This window comes from Nocardia sp. NPDC059229 (assembly GCF_042754165.1).
Classification (GTDB): Bacteria; Actinomycetota; Actinomycetes; order Mycobacteriales; family Mycobacteriaceae; genus Nocardia.
In genome coordinates, this window is sequence record NZ_JBHZAK010000015.1 from 48,505 (window position 1) to 62,712 (window position 14,208).

The window sequence follows — 14,208 nt, forward strand, 5'->3', positions numbered from 1 at the left end:
CGGTCACACCGGTTCCACTGCACCGCTGGGCAACTCGGCTTCCACCGGGTCCGCCCGGCGGGCGTAGCGCTGGGCCAGAGCCGCGCAGGTGAAGAGCTGGATCTGGTGGAAGATCATGAGCGGCAACACGATCAGGCCGACCGGATGCCCGGCGAACAGCACCGAGGCCATGGGCAGGCCGGTGGCGAGGCTCTTCTTGGAGCCGCAGAAGGTCAGCACGATGCGGTCCGCGCGGGAGAAACCGAGCAGGCGGCCGCCCAGCGAGGTGAGGGCCAGCACGGTGGCCAGCAGGGCCGCGCAGACCAGCACCGTGGACACCAGCACCCGGGCCGACAGATCGTGCCAGATGCCCGCCGTCACACCGGCACTGAACGCCGCGTAGACCACCAGGTAGACCGAGCCGCGATCCACCGTCTTGGTGGCGGCCGGATGGCCGAGCACCCAGCCCAGGCGGGGGCGCAGCAGCTGCCCGGCCACGAACGGCAGCAGCAGCTGGACCACGATGGCGAGCACCGCCGACGGTGAAACATGCACGCCCGCCGTGGTTTTCATGCAGGCCATCACGAGCAGCGGGGTCGCGAGAACACCGATCAGATTCGACAGTGAGGCGCTCACCACCGCGCCCGCAACATTGCCGCGGGCCATCGAGGTGAAGGCGATGGAGGACTGCACCGTCGAGGGCACCAGGCACAGGAACAGCACACCGGTGTACAGGTCCGGGGTGAGCACGCTCGGGACCAGCACCCGCAGGGCCAGGCCCAGCAGCGGGAAGATCACGAAAGTGGCTGCCAGCACTCCGGAGTGGAGTCGCCAGTGCCGCAGTCCGGCCAGGGCCTCACGGGGTTCCAAGCGGGCGCCGTAGAGCAGGAACAGCACCGCGATGGCGATCTTGGTGGCCCAGTCCAGCACCTCGGCCGCTTCGCCGCGCGCGGGCAGCAGGGCGGCCAGCGCCACGGTGGCGAGAATGCCCAGCATGAAGGAGTCGATGCGGAGTTTGGCGAGGAGCTGCACGTTTCGACGGTAGGAGCGCGAATGCTGATCGCGATAGTCGTTCGATCCGATATCTCTCATCGAGATACGTGATAATTACCCGCATGTTCGAACCCGAGCTGCTACGCACCTTCCTGGCCGTGGAGCGGGCCGGCGGCTTCACCGCCGCGGGCCGTCAGCTGGGCCTGCGCCAGTCCACCGTGAGCGGCCATATCGCACGGCTGGAACAGGCCGCCGGGCGGGAGCTGTTCCGCCGCGACACCCGCAATCTGGCGCTCACCGCCGACGGCGCGGCCATGATCGGCTTCGCCCGCGCCATCCTCGACGCGCAGGCCCAGGCCCAGGCCTACTTCTCCGGTTCCGCCCTCACCGGTCTGGTCCGGCTGGGCGCGTCCGACGATGTGATGGCCCGCGCGCTTCCCGACATCCTGGTGGAGTTCCAGCGCACCCATCCGGGCGTGGATCTCGAGCTCACCGTCGGGCTGAGCGAGACCCTCAAATCCCGCATGGCCGCAGGCGAACTCGACCTGGTCTTCGGCAAGCGGCTGCCGGGCGAGCGGCACGGCACGCTGCTGTGGCGGGACCGGCTGGTGTGGGCGGGGCGTTCGGCCCCAACGGAATTCGACGATCCTGTGCCCTTGGTCACCTATCCGGAGCCGAGCCTGACCCGGCAGCAGGCGCTGCGCGCGCTCGAGCACGCGGGCCGCACCTGCCGGGTCGTGTGTGTCAGCGACAGCCTGCTCGGACTGCGGGCGGCGGCCCTGGCCGGGCTCGGGGTGATCGCGCACGCGGCGGGTGTGCTGCCCGATGGCCTGGTCCCGCTCACCGACCCCCGGCTCCCCGAATTGGGGGAACTGGATTTCGTTCTCATGCACCGCCGCACCCGCCTGGCGGATCCGGAGCAGGCGCTGGCCGACGCCATCATCGCCAATGCGCGCCGCCTATCACTACAGACCACGCGGTCGGGCATGTGACCGCACCGCCCGCCGTGGACGGTAGGGTGCTGAGAATCCGAATTCGCGCTACGCAGAGCGCGGATCGGCCGGCCGTTGGCCGGCAGCGTCAAGGCGGGTGGGCTGAAGCGTTCGTGTTCAGCATTTCTCGAGCCCGGCAGGTTGTATCGCACATCCGAGGTGGGTCTGGTGTTGATCGGTGCAAGGACGAACGACAGTGCTGTCATTGCGGATTCCGGTGGGCCACCGCCGTTATGGAGCAGGACAACGCTGATCGTGCTGGCCTTCGGTGCGGCGTTGTCGCTGGTGCTGATCTTCACGACCGTGGATCCGTGGCTGGACCAGGTGGGTTTTCTGGCGGGCGGCTTCGACGTCCACGTCTACCGGGACGGCGCGTGGAAGATCTACCACGGCCATCCGCTCTACACCGAGACGACGCATCGCGGCCTGTCCTACACCTACACGCCGTTCTCCACGCTGATGTTCCTGCCGATCCTGATGGTGCCGTGGGGCTACGTCACGAATTCCTGGCTGGCACTGAACATTTGCGTGCTCTACGGCTGTGTCCTGTTGTGCTGGCGCGTACTCGGCCACCGCCTGACCTGGCGGCTCGCCGGGATCAGCGCCCTGCTGGCGGCGACGGCCATGTTCCTGGAGCCGGTGCGCACCACGCTGTACTACGGCCAGATCAACCTCGTCCTGATGGCGCTGATCCTCTGGGACTTCTCGCGCCCGGAGGGCAGCCGGTTGCGCGGCGTGGGCACCGGGCTGGCCGCGGGCATCAAACTGGTGCCGCTGTATTTCGTGGCGCAGTTCCTGGTGCTGCGGCAGTGGCGGGCGGCCGTGGTGGCCGCGACCACCTTCGTCATGACGATCCTGGTCGCCGGCGCCGTCCTCCCGTCCGATTCGAAGCAGTACTGGACCAGGACGTTCTTCCAGTCGGACCGCATCGCCCCCGACACCCAGCCGGCCAATCAGTCGCTGCGGGGCGTGATCGCCCATCTCTCGGGCCATCAGGTGCCGCAGTGGCTGTGGCTGCTGATCGCCGTCCCGGTCGCGGTCGGCGGCCTGCTGCTCGCGGCGGCGCTCTACAGCCGCGGCGAGAGACTGCTCACCGTGACCACCGCGGGCCTGACCTCGTGCGCGGTCTCCCCGTTCTCCTGGAACCACCACTGGGTCTGGTTCCTGCCGCTGTTCGTCTACCTGATCAACCGGGCCGCGTCGGAACCGCGTTGGTGGTCGGCGGCCGGCTTCCTCTACCTGACCACCGGCGCCTGGGCCTACCACTGGACCGATCGCTGGGTGGTGGTCGGCTGGTTCCTGTTCCCGCCGTCCTGGCCGATCTCGCAGATCCTGCTGAACTGCTATGTCATCGTCTACGTGGTCATCCTGGGCGGCCTGATCGCCTGCCTCCGGCGCTCCCCCGACCGCGAATAGGCAACCGACCGGTCGGCTATTTGGCCGCATCCGTTATGGAAGAGATGCCGAGGGTATATCCGAATCAGGCCGGGGATGGGAATCCCTCTCGCGCATACCTTTCGCGAGCGATGACCGAGGAGGACGCCATGAAGGAGCCGGTGTGCATCGATTGCTGGCGGCGTGACAACCTCACCTTCGCCCAGCGGCTGGATCCCGCCTTCATCAAGCCGGGGCCGAAGTACCGGTGCGCCATGCACCGGGCGCAGTGCGAGGCGGACGGCATCGGACCGGACCACACGGAGCGCACCGACCGCGCCGCCTGACGAACCCGGACGCGGGGCGCGTCACGGCGTCTCGATGACGAGACCCGTTCGCGCGCTCCGCTTCTCACCCCACTCGTAGAGCGCGGTCAACACCGGGACCAGACTCCACCCTTCCTCGGTGAGGTCGTACTCCACCTGCGGCGGGACAGCGGGAAACACCGTGCGCCGCACCAAGCCGTCGGACTCCAGCTCCCGCAACTGCTGAACCAGCATCTTCTCGCTGGTGTCCGGCATGAGCCGCCGCAACTCCCCATACCGCCGCACCCCCTCCTTGAGGTGCGCCAGAATGACCGCCTTCCATTTGCCCCCGATCAGATCGACGGTCACCTCGACCGGGCAGTGGTAGCGCTTCGCCGGCATCTCTCCTCCGGTACTTACCGAAAAGTGCGTTCTTGTAACACTGTAATCAGGGGACTTTCATGAATTCCCATGAAGGTCATTACATTCGATCGATTCAAGCCCGGCGTCACGCTGGAGACCATCACCCCGTATCTGCCCGAGGAGGTCGCCAATGTGTGGCGGCTGTGGAAGGCGGGCATCGTGCGGGAGAACTACGCCCGCGCCGACGAGCCGGGGGTGGTCATCGTGTTCGAGGTCGACAGTGTCGAGGAAGCGCAGCGGTATGTGAACGACTTCCCGCTCACCAAGAAGGGGTTCCTGGAGTGGACGTATGTGCCGGTCACGGCGCCGCTGCCGATCGAGGCGCTGATGGACGCCTCGGTGGATGTCGCGGAACCCTACGACCGCACCCGGTGAGGCCGTCATGCGACAAGCCTACGGACTGACCATTCCGCAAACCGTCGAGGACGCCTGCCACCCGGAACGCATGGCGCTGCTGATCTACGACATGCAGGTCGGCATCGTGGGGCAGCTGCCCGACGGCGAGAGCATCGTGAAGTCCTGTGTGCGGTTGCGGGATGCGGCGCGGGCGAACGGCTTCCGCGTCTTCTACACCCGCCACATGTCGATTCCTCCTGCGGCGGCAGGGATTTCGCAGTTGCGTACCGCCATGGAGTGGCAGCACGTGGACGATCCGGCCGAGGTGCGGGCCGCCTTCGCGCAGGGCTCGCCGCAGTACCAATTGGTGCCCGAGCTGTCCCCGGGTCCCGACGAGGTCGTCTTCGACAAGATCACCATGTCCGCATTCGCCGGGACGCCGCTCGATATCACCCTGCGGGACTTGGGAATCGGCGCGTTCGCGGTGGCGGGCATCGCCATGGAGGTCGGCATCGAACCGACGGTGCGGCACGCGACCGACCTCGGCTACCTGCCCGTCGTGGTGACCGACGCCTGCGGTGCGGGCCACGCCGAGGCGGCCGAACGCTCGCTGGCCGGACTGGCCTTTGCGGGCGGTTCCCGCACCATCGACACCGATGTCCTGAGCGCGCTCATGAATCGCCGCTAGCGGGCAGAATCTCGGTGTAGGACAACGGGATCGCGGCCGGTCCGCGCAGCGTGACGTGTTCCCGGTACGGCGGACGCTCGCAGTCGAGCCGGGGTTCGCGCACGCGCCGCGCGAAGCGGGTGAGGGCGATGTCGGCCTCCAACCGGGCCAGCGGTGCGCCCAGGCAGAAGTGCTGACCGAGACCGAAGGCCAGGTGCCGGTTCTCGCGGGCCGGATCGAAACGGCCGGGCTCCGCGAAGACCTCCGGATCGCGGTTGGCGGCGGCGAGCAGCATGATGATCATGTCGCCCGCCGCGATCTCGATGCCCGGCAAGGTAATCGGGTCGCGGGCGATGCGCGGAACCAGTTGTACCGGCGGGTCGTAGCGCAGGGTCTCCTCGATCACCGGTCCCGCGAACGATCCGGCGGTGCGCAGATTCGCCAGGTGATGACGGTGATCGAGCAGTGCCAGGGTGGCATTGGCGATGAGGTTCACCGTGGTCTCGTGCCCGGCGATCAGCAGTAGCCCGCAGGTCGCGATGAGCTCCTCGCGGGACAGCGCGTCCCCGGATTCCTCGGCGGCGATCAGCGCGGACAGCAGGTCGTCCCCGGGCCGCCGGCGTCGCTCGCGCGCCAATTGTTCGAAGTAGGAGTGCAATTCGTTGTTGGCCCGCACCAGCTCGACCGGGTCGGGGCGGCCGGAAGTGGCGGTCCCCGACACCGGGTCGAGGGTGCGGGCCAGGACGGACGACCACTCCCGCAGGCGCGGTTCGTCCTCGATCGGCACCCCGAGCAGTTCGCAGATCACCGTGATCGGCAGCGGATACGCGAGATCTGCCACCATATCCAGCCGCCCATTCTCGGCGGCCCGATCGAGGGCGGCGTCCGCGATCGCGGTGATCCGCGGCGCCATCCCCCGCACCACCGCCGGCGTGAACGCCTTGGCCACCAGCCGCCGCAATCGCGTGTGATCGGGCGCGTCCCGGAACAGGAACGACATCGTCCCCGCCAACTCCCCGGCCCGCTCCCCCGCGAGATCGTAGGTCGGCGTCGGCCCCAGCGGCAGCGACGCATGCCGCCGTTCCACCACCGCCCCCGGATGCCGCAGCACCGCCGCGCAATCCCGATACGACGTCAGCACCACCACCGGCCCGCCCCCGAGCCGCACCGGCCCGTGCTCGCGCATGCGGTCGTACAGCGGATAGGGATCGGCCCGATTCGCCGGATCCAGCAGCCCGGCGAAGAACCCGGGAGCGGACGGGGAGTGCGCAGTGGTCATGGATACCGCCTAGAGGTCCGCCGAGCCGACAAAGCTACAGTCACTGTAGCTACACTGACTGTAGTATTTGCGCGACAGATCCAGATGTCAAGGCAGCTCCGAAGCAGAGAGGTGAATCGTGGCCGAGCGCCGAAACCGGGCCTACGCACCTCGGATGGCACCCGAGCAGCGACGGGAGCAACTCCTCGACGCGGTGCTTCGGGTCATTGTCGAGGAGGGCATTCACCGGGTGTCCATCGACTCCGTGGCCCGCACGGCCGGGGTCAGCCGGCCGGTCATCTACGGCCTGTTCGAGGATTCGGACGCACTGCTGCGCGCCTCACTGGACCGCGAGGAGACCGCGGCGCTCGCGGAGCTGGCGACCGCGGTGCCGCTGGCCTCCGCCGGGGATCCGGGCCGCGCCGCCACCGAGAGCCTCGAACGCTTCCTCACCGCGGTGCAGGCCGCGCCGGATCGGTGGCGGGCGGTCTTCCAGCTCGTCGATTCGAGCACTCCGACCTTCCGGCGCCGGTTGGAGCGCGGGCGGCAGGCGTTCGTCGCGGCGCTGGAAACCTTCGTGCGCGAAGCGGTTCCGGCGGAGCGGCGGGGGGTGGTGGATGTGGAGCTCACCGCGCGCACCCTGTTCGCGCTGTTCTGGGAGGCGGGACGGCTGGTGCTGGCCGCGCCCGAAGCCTTTCCGCCGCAGCGTATCCGCGATTTCGCGGCGAATCTGATCCCGGCGCTCCCCGCCTTCCAGCGGCCGGGCGACTGAGAGCGGCAACATCTGGGGGAATACCCGGATGGCCATTGATTCGGACATTCGGGACACTTGAGGCTGTGAATCGCCTATTGCCCGAACAGGTCCGCGCCGCCGGTGAGGGGCCGCGGTGACGGCGCTCGCCCGCGGGGAGAATCGGCCCGCGCCCGCTGATCTGATGACGGTCACCGTAACCTGCTCCGCCGCAGTCGATGTGTCCGCGCTGCTCCTGGGCGCGAACGGGCGGGTGCGGTCGGACGGGGATTTCATCTTCTTCAACCAACCGGTCGGTCCCGGCGTGGTCTACCGGCACGGCCGCGGCGCCGGGGACATGGTGGACGTTCAGACCTCCGCCCTGCCCGCCGACGTGGATCGCGTCGCCATCACCGCCAGCCTCGACGGCAGCGGGCCCGCCACCTTCGCCGCCGCCGGGACGCTCACCGCCGCCATCGGATCCCCCGCGGGCACACTGACTTTCCCGATGAACAGCCTGACCAGCGAGGCAGCCGTCGTCTGCGTGGAGATCTACCGCCGCGGCGACGCCTGGAAGGTGCGCGCGGTCGGCCAGGGCTACGACAACGGCCTGGCCGGACTGGCCGAGGCCTTCGGCGTGACCATCGACGACGACACCGAGCCGCCGGTGCAGGCCCCACCCGCCCCTACGCTGCCGGCGCAGGCCCTCCCGCCGCAACCGGCCGCGCCACCCCAGCAGCAGCCGCAACCCGCGCAATATCTACCGACACAACCCAACCCCGCCGCGCAGCCGATGCCGTTGCCGCCCACCCTGCCGGCCCAGCAATTCCAGCCGCCGGCGGCGCCTATGCCCATGGCCCCGCAGTCTTTCGCGCCGCCGCCCTATCCGCCCGCGGCCCCCGTCCCGAATCATTCCGCGCCACAAGGAGTTCCGTCCGTGCAGAGCGAGCTGTTCCATCCGAATCATGCCGAGGTCAGCGGTTACGGCATTCAGAAGCAGGGCGGCAAGATGATCCGGGTGGCGGTGGACGGGGAGACCCTGGCGCGGGCCGGATCGATGGTCGCCTATCAGGGCGAGCTGCACTTCAAGGCACTCGGGTCGGGTGGGATCGGGCGGGCGATCCAGCAGCGGCTCACCGGCGAGGGCGTGCCGCTCATGCAGGTGTCGGGGCGCGGGGATCTGTTCCTGGCCAATGCCGCCTCCGATGTGCACATCGTGGACCTGGACGGCACCGACGGCCTGACCATCAATGGCGCGAACGTGCTGGCCTTCGACTCCACGCTGTCCTACAACATCCAAAGGGTCCAGGGCGCGGCCGGTTACGCCAGCAATGCGGGCTTCTTCAACTGCGTCTTCACCGGTCGCGGCCGGATCGCCATCACCACCCACGGCTCCCCCGTGGTCCTGAATGTCGACCAGCCGACCTACGCCGATCCGCAGGCCGCGGTGGCTTGGTCCTCCAGCTTGCAGACCGGCATCAAGCGCAATGACTCCTTCGGTTTCAGCCGCCTGATCGGCCGCAGCACCGGCGAGGGCCTGACCCTGTCGTTCTCGGGCCGCGGCTTCGTCATCGTGCAGCCCTCCGAGCTGCCGCCGGGCGGTTTCATCGGTGGCACCGGCGGCGGTCAGGAGGCCGGGCAGTCGGGCGGCATGTTCGGCGGGCTGCTCGGCTGACCTCGCCGTTCGTGGATCAGACTGTGGCTCAGCGCTTGACGGCCGTCGCGAATTGCACTGCGCCGGAGGAATTCCGGCCGGTCACCTCGCAGCCCGCGGCGGTGAGGACGTCCGGCACGACGTGGTAGCCGAGGCTGCGCGCGCCCCCGATGCCGGCCACGCCGCGGAAGAGCGGGAAGTCGAGCACCGGCGGGTGGGCCAGCGCGGTCACCGCGATCCGCCCGCCCGGCCTGGCCACCCGGGCGATCTCGGCCAGCGCGCCCTCCGCGTCGGGAAAGAAGTGCAGCGCGAAGAAGCAGGCCACGGCGTCGAAGGCGCCGTCGGCGAAGGGCAGGCGGCCCGCATCGCCGCGCACGAAACCAACCGGTCCAACCGCATTGGTGCGCGCCGCCTCCGCCAGCATCGACTCCGAGGCATCGAGCCCGACAGCCAGGCCCGAATCCCCCGCCGCCCTGCCGAAAGCCCTGGTGAACAGCCCCGGCCCGCAACCGACATCGAGTACCAGCGCGCCCTCGGCGATTCCGAGCGAATCCACCGCACGCTGCTTCTCCCGGCGCACGCCGACCGCATTGCGTCCCATGGCGAGCCGGAAGAACTCGCGCCAGATGGGCTCGTAGATACGGGAGATCAGCGGCACCCGCATGGCCGCCTGCCCGATGCCCTTGGCCGGAGGCGTCTCCGCCCCGAGCACATCGAGATAGCCGTGGACGACGGTAGATTCGGGGACGAGCAGTTCCACGATGCGCTGCTGCGGCGACTGGGTCGCGATCATGCCGCGCAGCTTACGCAGGTATTCGGCGCAGCGAAAGGATTGTCTGGGACAGGAATCGGCTGTTAGGTTCGATCTGCACGTCTCGTTCCGATGGAGGGGTTTTGCGCACAGTCACCCGAATCCTGCTGATGCTGGTCACGCTGGTCTGCGCGCTGGCCCTGCTGCCCTCCCAGGCCATGGCCATCCCTGCCGACCCCGCGCTCGACGAGGCCACCTCGCAACAGCTGGACAAGCTCCTCGCCGTGCGCAACTCGACCACGGGCACCCGGACCGACGCCATCGCCCAGCTCTCCAGCCGCTTCCTCGGCACCCCCTACGGCGCGAACATGCTCATCGGCTCCGCCACCCAGCCCGAGCAGCTGGTCATCGACTTCCGCCGCGTCGACTGCTTCACCTACCTCGACTACGTGGAAGCCCTGAGCCGCTCCACCACCCGCGCCGACTTCATCCAGAACCTGGTGGCCACCCGCTACGCCGGCGGCCAGGTCGAATTCACCCGCCGCAAGCACTTCTTCACCGACTGGGCCGCCGTCAACCGCATCGCCGCCACGGACATCACCCCCACCCTCACCCCCGCCGCGGTCACCGTCACCAAACACCTCAACGCGAAAGCCGATGGCGGCAACTACCTTCCGGGCATCCCCGTGGTGGACCGCGACATCACCTACATCCCCAGCGGCTCCTTCGACAACGCCGTCATCACCGCCCTCCACACCGGCGACTACCTCGGCGCCTACACCCCCGACGCCGGCCTCGACGTCTCCCACGTGGGCATCTTCATCAGCACCCCGAACGGCCCGATGTTCCGCAACGCCTCCTCCCTGACCGCCAACAACCAGGTCGTCGACACCCCCCTGACCCAGTACCTCACCACGGTGCCAGGCCTGGTCGTACTGCGCCCGAACTGATTCGGCCCCGCTCAGACCAGGTGGACCTCGACGCCCGCGTCGCGGATGGGGGTGAGGGCGGCGGGGTCGGCTTCGCGGTCTATGACCAGGACGTGGATGGCGTCGATGGGGCAGATGCGGGCGAGGGCGGTGCGGTTCAGTTTGTCGGCGGTGGCGACCGCGATGACGCGGTGGGCGCGGCGGACCATTTCGGCATTGATGCCCGCCTCGTCGAGGTGGCGGCATTGGGCGCCGCCCTCGGCGGAGATCGCGCCGACGCCGAGAATCACGGTGTCCAGGCGTAATTCGGCCAGGGCCAGGGCGGCCAGGGGGCCGTGGAGTTCGTAGGACTCGCGGCGGGCCAGGCCGCCGAGGCAGATGGTGCGCAGGTGGGGGCGCAGGACCAGTTCGGCGGCGATATTGAGAGCGTTGGTGACGATGGTGAGTTCGTGGTCGGTGGAGGTGGGGAGGTCGGGGCGGGCGGCCAGGGCGCGGGCCACGGCCGTGGTGGTGGTGCCGCCGTTGAGGGCGACCACTTCGGCCGGATCGATCAGGGCCGCAGCGTGTTCGGCGACGCGCTGTTTGGGCTCGTCGGCGCTGCCGCGGTAGCGGGCGGGGAGGTCGTAGGCGACGGCGGTGGCGACGATGCCGCCGTGGGTGCGGGTGGCCAGGCCCTGGTCGGCGAGGGCGGTGAAGTCGCGCCGGATGGTGGCGGGGGATGCGCCGAGGTGGGCGGCGGCCTCCTCGACCGAGAGGCGGCCGGCGTCGGCAAGCAGTTCCAGCAGGCGATTCCAGCGCCGGGAACGGTCTGCGGGAGCGGTCATTTGACGCTGCCGGCGGTGAGGCCGGCGACCAGGCGCTTCTCGATGAGAGCGAACAGAATCACGACGGGCACGATGCCGACGGTAGAGATGGCGAAGACATATTGCCAAGCCACGTCGTACTGCCCGACGAACTTGGTGAGCGCCACCGACAGCGGCTGATTCTCCGGCGTGGTGAGAATGACCAGGCTGGCGGCGAATTCGTTCCAGCACGAGACGAAGGCGAACACGGTGGCGGTGACGATGCCGGGCCACACCAGCGGCAGGCTCACCCGGGTCAGGATCTGCCAGCGGTTCAGCCCGTCCAGCTGGGCGGCCTCCTCCACCTCGACCGGCACCCCGGTGAAGAAGCTGTGCAGGATCCACACCGCGAACGACAGATTGAACGCGCCGTTCACCAGGATCATGGCCAGCCAGGTGTCGTTGATGCCGAGGGTGAAGAACTCGCGCAGCAGGCCGGTCACCAGCACGGTCGGTTGCAGCATCTGGGTGATCAGTACCAGACCCAGGAACAGCGTCTTGCCCGGAAACCGCCGCCGCGCCGTGTAATACGCGGCCGGAATGGCCACCACCAGCACCAGCAGCGTCCCGAACACCGAGATCACCAGGGTGCTCACCAGATTGAACGGCAGCGGCGTCTCCGGCGTGTGCCACATGGTGGCGTAGTTGTCCGGCCGCCACTGCCGCGGCAGGTAGGTCGGCGGGATCCGCAGGATCTCCGAACGCGGCTTCAGCGACCCGAGCACCATCACCAGATACGGCAGCAGGAACACCGCCGCCAGCACCGCGCCGACGGCCGTGAGCCCCCACCGCCGCCGGGTCATCGCGCCTCCTCACCGGCGGGCCGGATCAGCTCCACATAGATCGCGATGATCACCAGGATCAGCACGAAATTCAGCACACTCATGGCGGCCGCCGTCGCGACCTGCTGATTCTGCCGAATCAGCTTGAAGGTCAACGTGGTCGTGGTGTCCGCCGAGAAGCCCGCGATGCTGCCGGTCAGCACCTGCAGGATCGGCAGCGAGTTGAACGAGTTGATGATGTTGATGACCGTCGCCACCGCCATGGCCGGACGCAGTTGCGGCAGTGTCAGATACAGGTACCGCTGCCAGGAGCTCGCCCCGTCGACCCGCCCCGCCTCGTCGATATCGGCCGGAATCGATTGCAGCCCTGCCAGAATCGTGTAGGTCGTGAACGGCACGGACACGAACACCGCCACCCCGATGGCCACCAGGAACGCCGGCCCCGGCTCCTTGGTGAATCCGAAACCCCGGTCCAGCACCCCGATATCGACCAGGAACCGGTTGGCGATTCCCACATCCGGATCCAGCATGTAGTCGAAGATGGTGGTCGTCATGACCACCGACGCCGCCCACGGCACCAGGATGGCCAGCCGCACCGCCGTCCGCCCCGGGAAGTCCTTGTTCAGGAACTGCGCCAGCCCCGCCGAGAGCACCAGCGTGATCACCACGACCGCCACCACCCACACCACAGTGTGCGCCAGGATCGCGGGCAGCTCGTCGATGGCGAACAGCCTGCGGAAATTGGCGAATCCGGCCGGGCCGCGGTCGGTCCCGTAGGCGCTCAGGTCGCGGGTCGAGGTCCAGATCATGTACCCGGCCGGGTACGCCACCACCGCCGCGATCAGGACCAGCACAGGGCCGATCCACGGCAACGCGCGCAGCGTGGCCGTGGATCGATGGGAGGCGACGCCCCTCAACTCGCCGCCTGCTGAATCTTCTGCAGCACCGAGGCCGGGTCGCTGCCCTGCGCGATCGTGCCCATCTGCTGCCGGATGGCGCCCTGTGCGGCACCCCATTTCGGGTTGTTGCTCGGGTAGAACTTGGCGACCGGCAGGGTGGCGGCGAACGCCTTCGTGACGGGATCGTCGGTGAGCGCGGCCGCACCGCTGGTGGTGATGGGGATGAAGTGCTCGCCGCTGACGAACTTGGCGTAGACGGCCGCGGAGTAGAAGTAGCTGAGGAACTTCTTGATGGCCGCGGCCTTGGTGCCGTCCTTCTTGAAGGCCATCAGGTGATCGGCCACACCGAGGGTGGACGGGTCGCCGGTCTTGGTCGGCGAGGGCGCGGTGGCGTACTTCAGGCTCGGATTCTTGGCGGCGATCTGGCTGATGGTCGGCGGCAGCCCCTCGATCATGCCGATCTTGCCCTGGATGAACGCGTTGATGACGTCGAGCCGGTTGGTGGCGCCCGGATTCGGTTCGGTCGCACCGGCGTCCGCGATGGCCTTCATGGCCCGCACGCCCTCGAGGTTCTGCGGGGTGTCGACGGTGACCTTGTCGCCGTCGGACCAGGTGCCGCCCGCGCCGAAGGTCCAGATGGAGGTCTCGCCCTGGGCTTCCTCGCTGCCCAGCGGCAGCCCGTACCCGGAGACGCCGCCGAGGGCCTGGATCTTCTTGGCGTCGTCGGTGAGCTCCGTCCACGTCCGGGGCGGTGCGCTGATGCCTGCCTTGGCGAACAGCTCGGTGTTGTAGAACAGCGTGCGGGTGGAGGCGAAAAGCGGGAGCGCCCACTGGGTTCCGTTGATGGACGCGTTCTTCGCGAAGCCGGGCTGGATGTCGGCGATCACCGCCGGGTCGGCGATATCGGTGGCCGGGTACAGCTGGCCGTCGGTGGCGTAGGTCGAATAGGCGTCGATGTTCAGGATGTCGGGCGTGGTGCCCTTGGACTGCAGTTTGGTGCGTACCACGTCATTGATCGAATCCCAGGACTCCATCGAGAGTTTGACCTTGACGTCCGGATTGGCCTGCTGGAAATCCGCGATGATGGCGTCCCACTCGGCCTTGGTCCCGTCGCTGTAGGTCGGCGCGAGGAAGGTGAGCGTATTGGGGTCCGAGTCGTCGGATTTGCTCCCGCCGAAACCGCAGGAGGACACCGTCAGCACCAGGCCGGTCAGCAGCGCCACCGAGGAAAGTACGCCGCGCAGTGGACGTTTCACGACAAGGGCTCCTCAATCTGCACACCCTGCGACGCGAA

Annotated in this window: 16 protein-coding genes; 8 read left to right on the forward strand and 8 right to left on the reverse strand. The window is 68.5% G+C overall.

Translation table 11 applies throughout. The annotated features are described in order from the left end of the window. Nucleotides 1–3: 3 nt before the first annotated feature. A complete protein-coding gene (locus ACFXHE_RS29765) occupies nt 4–1,011 on the reverse strand; it encodes a bile acid:sodium symporter family protein (protein ID WP_379387739.1) in 1,008 nt (335 codons plus the stop codon). Between the two features lie 83 nt (nt 1,012–1,094). Between ACFXHE_RS29765 and ACFXHE_RS29770 the strand changes: the two genes are divergently transcribed. From ACFXHE_RS29770 to ACFXHE_RS29780, 3 genes are all read left to right on the forward strand, one after another. Further along, on the forward strand, nt 1,095–1,964 hold the full coding sequence (locus ACFXHE_RS29770) for a LysR family transcriptional regulator (RefSeq protein WP_379387740.1): 870 nt from the start codon (nt 1,095–1,097) through the stop codon (nt 1,962–1,964). Nucleotides 1,965–2,219: 255 nt separating this feature from the next. Beyond that, nucleotides 2,220–3,380 (forward strand): glycosyltransferase 87 family protein, encoded by a 1,161-nt coding sequence (locus ACFXHE_RS29775; RefSeq protein WP_379387741.1) that lies wholly within the window; start codon nt 2,220–2,222, stop codon nt 3,378–3,380. A 110-nt stretch (nt 3,381–3,490) separates the two neighbouring features. Continuing rightward, nucleotides 3,491–3,685 (forward strand): hypothetical protein, encoded by a 195-nt coding sequence (locus tag ACFXHE_RS29780; RefSeq protein ID WP_354841682.1) that lies wholly within the window; start codon nt 3,491–3,493, stop codon nt 3,683–3,685. Nucleotides 3,686–3,706: 21 nt separating this feature from the next. On the opposite strand, the gene ACFXHE_RS29785 is transcribed toward ACFXHE_RS29780, so the two are convergent. Further along, nucleotides 3,707–4,045: a winged helix-turn-helix transcriptional regulator gene (locus ACFXHE_RS29785; protein WP_379387742.1), complete on the reverse strand. Its 339-nt coding sequence runs from the start codon at nt 4,043–4,045 to the stop codon at nt 3,707–3,709. Between the two features lie 69 nt (nt 4,046–4,114). Here ACFXHE_RS29785 and ACFXHE_RS29790 point away from each other — a divergent pair, with 69 nt between their 5' ends. Further along, nucleotides 4,115–4,441: a hypothetical protein gene (locus ACFXHE_RS29790; RefSeq protein ID WP_213557582.1), complete on the forward strand. Its 327-nt coding sequence runs from the start codon at nt 4,115–4,117 to the stop codon at nt 4,439–4,441. A 7-nt stretch (nt 4,442–4,448) separates the two neighbouring features. Next, the gene (locus ACFXHE_RS29795) at nt 4,449–5,090 is read left to right on the forward strand and encodes a cysteine hydrolase family protein (RefSeq protein WP_379387743.1); all 642 of its coding nucleotides are present in this window, start codon (nt 4,449–4,451) and stop codon (nt 5,088–5,090) included. On the opposite strand, the gene ACFXHE_RS29800 is transcribed toward ACFXHE_RS29795, so the two are convergent. Then, nucleotides 5,074–6,348: a cytochrome P450 gene (locus tag ACFXHE_RS29800; protein ID WP_379387744.1), complete on the reverse strand. Its 1,275-nt coding sequence runs from the start codon at nt 6,346–6,348 to the stop codon at nt 5,074–5,076. The two genes, ACFXHE_RS29795 and ACFXHE_RS29800, sit on opposite strands and share 17 nt — an antisense overlap. Nucleotides 6,349–6,502: 154 nt before the next feature. Here ACFXHE_RS29800 and ACFXHE_RS29805 point away from each other — a divergent pair, with 154 nt between their 5' ends. Together ACFXHE_RS29805 and ACFXHE_RS29810 are read left to right on the forward strand one after the other, a co-directional pair. Beyond that, on the forward strand, nt 6,503–7,099 hold the full coding sequence (locus ACFXHE_RS29805) for a TetR/AcrR family transcriptional regulator (protein WP_379387745.1): 597 nt from the start codon (nt 6,503–6,505) through the stop codon (nt 7,097–7,099). Nucleotides 7,100–7,262: 163 nt separating this feature from the next. Then, complete coding sequence (locus ACFXHE_RS29810; RefSeq protein ID WP_379387903.1) at nt 7,263–8,732, forward strand: AIM24 family protein; 1,470 nt, start codon at nt 7,263–7,265, stop codon at nt 8,730–8,732. A 28-nt stretch (nt 8,733–8,760) separates the two neighbouring features. Here ACFXHE_RS29810 and ACFXHE_RS29815 read toward each other — a convergent pair whose 3' ends face one another. After that, on the reverse strand, nt 8,761–9,504 hold the full coding sequence (locus tag ACFXHE_RS29815) for a class I SAM-dependent methyltransferase (protein ID WP_379387746.1): 744 nt from the start codon (nt 9,502–9,504) through the stop codon (nt 8,761–8,763). Nucleotides 9,505–9,605: 101 nt separating this feature from the next. On the opposite strand from ACFXHE_RS29815, the gene ACFXHE_RS29820 reads away from it, so the two are divergent. Further along, a complete protein-coding gene (locus ACFXHE_RS29820; RefSeq protein WP_379387747.1) occupies nt 9,606–10,412 on the forward strand; it encodes a DUF1460 domain-containing protein in 807 nt (268 codons plus the stop codon). A gap of 11 nt (nt 10,413–10,423) precedes the next feature. Here ACFXHE_RS29820 and ACFXHE_RS29825 read toward each other — a convergent pair whose 3' ends face one another. Genes ACFXHE_RS29825 through ACFXHE_RS29840 form a run of 4 tightly spaced genes read right to left on the reverse strand, consistent with a single transcriptional unit; the run spans nt 10,424 to nt 14,170 of the window. Then, nucleotides 10,424–11,215 (reverse strand): DeoR/GlpR family DNA-binding transcription regulator, encoded by a 792-nt coding sequence (locus ACFXHE_RS29825; RefSeq protein WP_379387748.1) that lies wholly within the window; start codon nt 11,213–11,215, stop codon nt 10,424–10,426. After that, complete coding sequence (locus ACFXHE_RS29830; protein WP_379387749.1) at nt 11,212–12,036, reverse strand: carbohydrate ABC transporter permease; 825 nt, start codon at nt 12,034–12,036, stop codon at nt 11,212–11,214. The genes ACFXHE_RS29825 and ACFXHE_RS29830 overlap by 4 nt, the downstream gene beginning before the upstream one ends. Further along, entirely contained in the window at nt 12,033–12,932 is a 900-nt protein-coding gene (locus tag ACFXHE_RS29835; RefSeq protein WP_379387750.1) for a carbohydrate ABC transporter permease, read from the reverse strand. Before ACFXHE_RS29835 ends, ACFXHE_RS29830 begins: the two co-directional genes overlap by 4 nt. Next, nucleotides 12,929–14,170, reverse strand: coding sequence for an extracellular solute-binding protein (locus tag ACFXHE_RS29840; protein WP_379387751.1), 1,242 nt, complete (start codon nt 14,168–14,170; stop codon nt 12,929–12,931). Before ACFXHE_RS29840 ends, ACFXHE_RS29835 begins: the two co-directional genes overlap by 4 nt. Nucleotides 14,171–14,208 lie beyond the last annotated feature (38 nt).

Bases quoted from the DNA above. Each gene is read 5' to 3' on its own strand.
- ACFXHE_RS29770 (WP_379387740.1), top strand. From the start codon at position 1,095: ATGTTCGAACCCGAGCTGCTACGCACCTTCCTGGCCGTGGAGCGGGCC.
- ACFXHE_RS29780 (WP_354841682.1), top strand. From the start codon at position 3,491: ATGACCGAGGAGGACGCCATGAAGGAGCCGGTGTGCATCGATTGCTGG.
- ACFXHE_RS29785 (WP_379387742.1), bottom strand. From the start codon at position 4,045: ATGCCGGCGAAGCGCTACCACTGCCCGGTCGAGGTGACCGTCGATCTG.
- ACFXHE_RS29790 (WP_213557582.1), top strand. From the start codon at position 4,115: ATGAAGGTCATTACATTCGATCGATTCAAGCCCGGCGTCACGCTGGAG.
- ACFXHE_RS29795 (WP_379387743.1), top strand. From the start codon at position 4,449: ATGCGACAAGCCTACGGACTGACCATTCCGCAAACCGTCGAGGACGCC.
- ACFXHE_RS29800 (WP_379387744.1), bottom strand. From the start codon at position 6,348: ATGACCACTGCGCACTCCCCGTCCGCTCCCGGGTTCTTCGCCGGGCTG.
- ACFXHE_RS29805 (WP_379387745.1), top strand. From the start codon at position 6,503: ATGGCACCCGAGCAGCGACGGGAGCAACTCCTCGACGCGGTGCTTCGG.
- ACFXHE_RS29810 (WP_379387903.1), top strand. From the start codon at position 7,263: ATGACGGTCACCGTAACCTGCTCCGCCGCAGTCGATGTGTCCGCGCTG.
- ACFXHE_RS29815 (WP_379387746.1), bottom strand. From the start codon at position 9,504: ATGATCGCGACCCAGTCGCCGCAGCAGCGCATCGTGGAACTGCTCGTC.
- ACFXHE_RS29825 (WP_379387748.1), bottom strand. From the start codon at position 11,215: ATGACCGCTCCCGCAGACCGTTCCCGGCGCTGGAATCGCCTGCTGGAA.
- ACFXHE_RS29830 (WP_379387749.1), bottom strand. From the start codon at position 12,036: ATGACCCGGCGGCGGTGGGGGCTCACGGCCGTCGGCGCGGTGCTGGCG.